The organism is Paenibacillus sp. P22, from assembly GCF_000469945.2.
GTDB lineage: Bacteria > Bacillota > Bacilli > Paenibacillales > Paenibacillaceae > Paenibacillus_O > Paenibacillus_O humicus.
Map to the genome: position 1 here is coordinate 1 of NZ_CBRA020000279.1, position 4,004 is coordinate 4,004.

5 protein-coding genes and 1 pseudogene are annotated in these 4,004 nt (G+C 40.9%); all 6 read right to left on the reverse strand.

What is annotated here, in order from left to right:
• Positions 1 to 273, reverse strand: a 273-nt coding sequence (locus BN871_RS25695) for a hypothetical protein (protein ID WP_048749991.1), incomplete at its 3' end; no start/stop codon positions are given.
• A 74-nt stretch (positions 274 to 347) separates the two neighbouring features.
• Positions 348 to 1,223, reverse strand: a complete 876-nt coding sequence (rfbD, locus tag BN871_RS25700) for a dTDP-4-dehydrorhamnose reductase (RefSeq protein WP_232313358.1) — start codon at positions 1,221 to 1,223, stop codon at positions 348 to 350.
• A pseudogene (rfbB, locus tag BN871_RS25705) lies at positions 1,216 to 2,251 on the reverse strand (dTDP-glucose 4,6-dehydratase). Before rfbB ends, rfbD begins: the two are co-directional and overlap by 8 nt.
• 40 nt (positions 2,252 to 2,291) lie before the next feature.
• Positions 2,292 to 2,849, reverse strand: coding sequence for a dTDP-4-dehydrorhamnose 3,5-epimerase (gene rfbC / locus BN871_RS27275; protein WP_083436668.1), 558 nt, complete (start codon positions 2,847 to 2,849; stop codon positions 2,292 to 2,294).
• Positions 2,850 to 2,893: 44 nt separating this feature from the next.
• Positions 2,894 to 3,637, reverse strand: coding sequence for a sugar phosphate nucleotidyltransferase (locus BN871_RS25715; RefSeq protein WP_048749994.1), 744 nt, complete (start codon positions 3,635 to 3,637; stop codon positions 2,894 to 2,896).
• A gap of 84 nt (positions 3,638 to 3,721) precedes the next feature.
• The coding region (locus BN871_RS29540) for a hypothetical protein (RefSeq protein WP_232313360.1) at positions 3,722 to 4,004 on the reverse strand (283 nt) is incomplete at its 5' end.

Below are 4,004 nucleotides of genomic sequence, written 5' to 3' on the forward strand. Positions count from 1 at the left end.
GTCATGGGCTTCCATTTCCTCCCCTTTCCAGTTCTCGAATTTCATGTCGGGGGTTACAACGTCCGTAATGACAACATTTTTTCCCAATGCAGTTTGAAGCCCTTCGTACTGAGGCCAAATCCCCTCGCTTCTTGGATGATTTCCTCTTACGTCAACCCTGAAAATTCCGCCGTTGTCTGAAGAATTTGAACTAAAAGAATCACTTGCTTTAGAACAAGAAACAAGAGTTGCCGCCGTGCTAATCAATATTATAGTACGAAAAATTTTTTCCATATTTTCTCTCCTAACTATAAAAAGGTAGAAATGACTCAAATAAGAGCCATTTCAATCAAATCTTTAATGGATATTTATTGTTTTATGGTTTTAAAGTAGTCTTTTAGTGCGACTCTCCAATGGGGCATCCCGGTAAGTCCAATTTGTAGAAGGGCGCTCTGGTCCAATACGGAATACGCTGGTCTGGGAGCGGGTCTAGGAAAATCCGCAGTGCAGCAAGGCTCGACTCGAACAGTCAAGCCCGCTTCTTCGAAGATGGCTTGAGCAAATTGATACCAGCTGCAGCTTCCACTATTGGATGCGTGGTAAACCCCGTATTTCTCGGTTGCAGCAAGCTCCAACAGGCATTCGGCCAAATCCCTTGTATACGTGGGAGAACCTATCTGATCCTCGACAACCTTAACATGACCTTTTTCTTCTCCAATTTTTATCATAGTTTTAACGAAGTTTTGCCCATATAAGCCATACACCCAAGATGTGCGGACGATAAATACACGATTGTGAATTGCTTTAGCCAGTTCTTCTCCAGCAAGCTTGGATTTTCCATATACGGTTTGAGGACGAGGTGTGTCGTTAATTTTGTAAGGAGTGTTTCCTTGTCCATCAAATACGTAATCGGTGCTAACACAAATAAGCTTAGCTTCAATCTGGTTTGCAACTGCAGCAATATTCTCCGTCCCTTTTGCATTCACTGCAAAAGCGAGCTCAGGTTCAAGTTCTGCTTGGTCAACTGCTGTATATGCAGCACAATGGATGATAACATGCGGATTAATGGCAGCTATAGCGGCTTCACATTGATCCTTAGAGGTAATGTCTAATTGATTTCGATTTAATCCGACGATTTCATATTCCCCATTTTTAGGAAGTAAGCAAAATTCTTTTCCTAACTGACCATCGGCACCAGTAATCAAAATTTTAACCATATTACCCTGTTCAACATTTTCATTCATCGTTCTTTTCAACCTTGACTATGCGCTCTCCGTATTGAGTATCAAAATAGCTTTTGTAGGATCCGTTTAAAACTTCTCTCATCCAATCCTCATTGTTTATATACCACTTTATAGTGGAGCTAATTCCCGATTCATAGTCATGTTTGGGAACCCAACCTAAATTTTTTTTTAATTTTGTCGGCGTTAATTGCATATCGCCGATCGTGTCCAGGACGATCCTTTACAAATTGAATGAGTTCTTCAGACTTGCCTAACTCTTTTAAAATTGTCTTTACAACATGAATATTTTCACGTTCGTTTTGCCCTCCGATATTGTAGATTTCCCCATTTACTCCGCGATGAATAACAAGGTCTATAGCACTGCAATGATCCTCTACGTAGAGCCAGTCTCGTACGTTTAGTCCGTCGCCGTAAATAGGAAGGGGTTTATTTTCAATGGCATTTTGTATCATCAGCGGGATAAGCTTCTCCGGAAACTGATATGGACCGTAGTTGTTAGAGCAGCGGGTTATATTAACTGGAAGATTAAAAGTCTCATAGTAAGATCGAACCAGCAAGTCGGCACCAGCTTTGCTTGCCGAGTATGGGCTGTTGGGAGCGAGCTGTGATTTTTCAGTAAATAAACCTGTATTCCCCAAGGTACCATAAACTTCATCGGTTGAAACCTGTACAAACTTTGAAACTCCGTATTTATGAGCAAGTTCAAGAAGCAGATGCGTCCCAACTATATTTGTTTGTACGAAAATTCCTGGACTTAGAATGCTACGATCAACATGAGATTCTGCAGCAAAATTAACTACAACATCGACACCTGCTTGAAATAAGGGCTCCATTTCAATACGATCTGTAATATTGGCTTTAATGAAAGTATGCCCTGCGTGTGTTTCCAGTGATTTCAGATTTTTGAGGTTGCCTGCATAAGTCAATGCATCAACATTAATGATTTCATAATCGGGATACTTATTTGCTATGAAAATCACAAAGTTGCTGCCGATAAATCCGGCTCCTCCTGTTACAAGCAGTCTCATAAGAACACGTTCCTTTCTGCTTTCTCCCTCTGCTTAAGATTTATACCGTAAAGTCGAAATTCATTTCTGCCTCTGCAAAGGAAGGATGGGTGGAATCTTTTTTCGAAAGAATTGGCAACGAAACCGGCCATTCGATGCCTAGGGCAGGATCATTCCAAGCAATACCGCGATCATTATCAGCGGAGTAATATTCATCTACCTTATATTGAACTTCGCATCCAGGAACAAGCGTGCAAAACCCGTGTGCAAATCCTTTGGGGACCAGAATCTGCCGATGATTATTTGCACTTAAAATGAAACCTTGCCAATGACCGTAAGTCGGAGAACCTTTACGAATATCCAAAACCACATCCCAAATTGCTCCAGAAGTGCACCTGACCAGCTTAGTCTGAGCTTTGGGTTTAAGTTGGTAATGCATTCCCCTTATCACACCGGATTCGACTGAAAGCGAATGATTGTCTTGCACAAACGAGGCATCAATTCCCAGTTCTTTAAAACGATTTTCATTATAGCTTTCTACAAAAAAACCGCGATGATCTCCATGAACGGAAGGCTCGATGAGCTTAACTCCAAAAAGATTGGTTTCAAAGATTCTCATGTTCTCACCTTCTTTTTTTATCATATGGCTTATCCTTTATAAGATTAGTGTTTCAGACGACCGAATTCCTCTCCCCACAAAAGATCCTTGGACAATTCATTCGCATGAGTCAAGGAAGCATGAGTTCCAGCATCGGTCCACCATCCTTTTAAAATATCATATGTCAAACTTTTAAAAGAGATATAGGCATTGTTCACATCTGTTATTTCCAATTCACCACGACTTGAAGGCTTCAGCGACTTGATTATTTCGAACACGTGATGATCGTACATGTAAATTCCAGTTACAGCGTAACTGCTTTTAGGAAAAGACGGCTTCTCCTCTATTGAAATGATCTGGTTCCCTGCTAATTCCGGAACGCCATATCTTTGAGGGTCCGAGACTTCTTGAATCAACAATTTGGCACCGTTTCTTTGTTGCCTGAATTTTTCCACAAAGGGTGCTATACTTTCTGAAAATACATTGTCACCTAATAAAACAACCATTGGACTGCTACCTACAAAACCTTCAGCAAGACCTAACGCTTGTGCAATACCTCCCGCTTGGTCCTGTACCTTATAGGTAAAGCTGATGCCGAAATCATGACCACTACCCAGAAGATTGACAACATCGCCCATATGCTCTTTTCCTGTAACAATCAATATCTCGTCAATGCCTGCCTCTTTCAACTTTGCAATCGAATGAAATATCATTGGATACTTTCCCACGGGTAGCAAATGCTTGTTCGTTACCTTCGTAAGAGGATATAGTCTGCTGCCGGTACCACCTGCTAGTATAATTCCTTTCAAAATTAATCCCCCTTATTAAGGATAATCATGCAAGAAAAATAAAGAAGAGCCAGAGTTTCCTCCAGCATATCAGTTGCAAGCTATTCATTTCATTAATTTTTTCCAGACATAATGTAGACCCGACGCAGAAGCATGATGCCTGAACTTTACCGAATAGTAACGGATTTTACCCATTCCGCATATATGAATTGCTTCTTTCTTTCCTGCAGATGAAGTAGGCGCATTCAGGAATGTTATTAGATCCTGCACACAACGGTTCCAGGAAAGGGAGTTTTGAAGTTTCGTAAAACGAGATGGTTCCGGAGGAGATAGAAGCAAGGCTTCTATTCTATTAGCCAATTGATTCGAATCATTGGGAGAAACGATT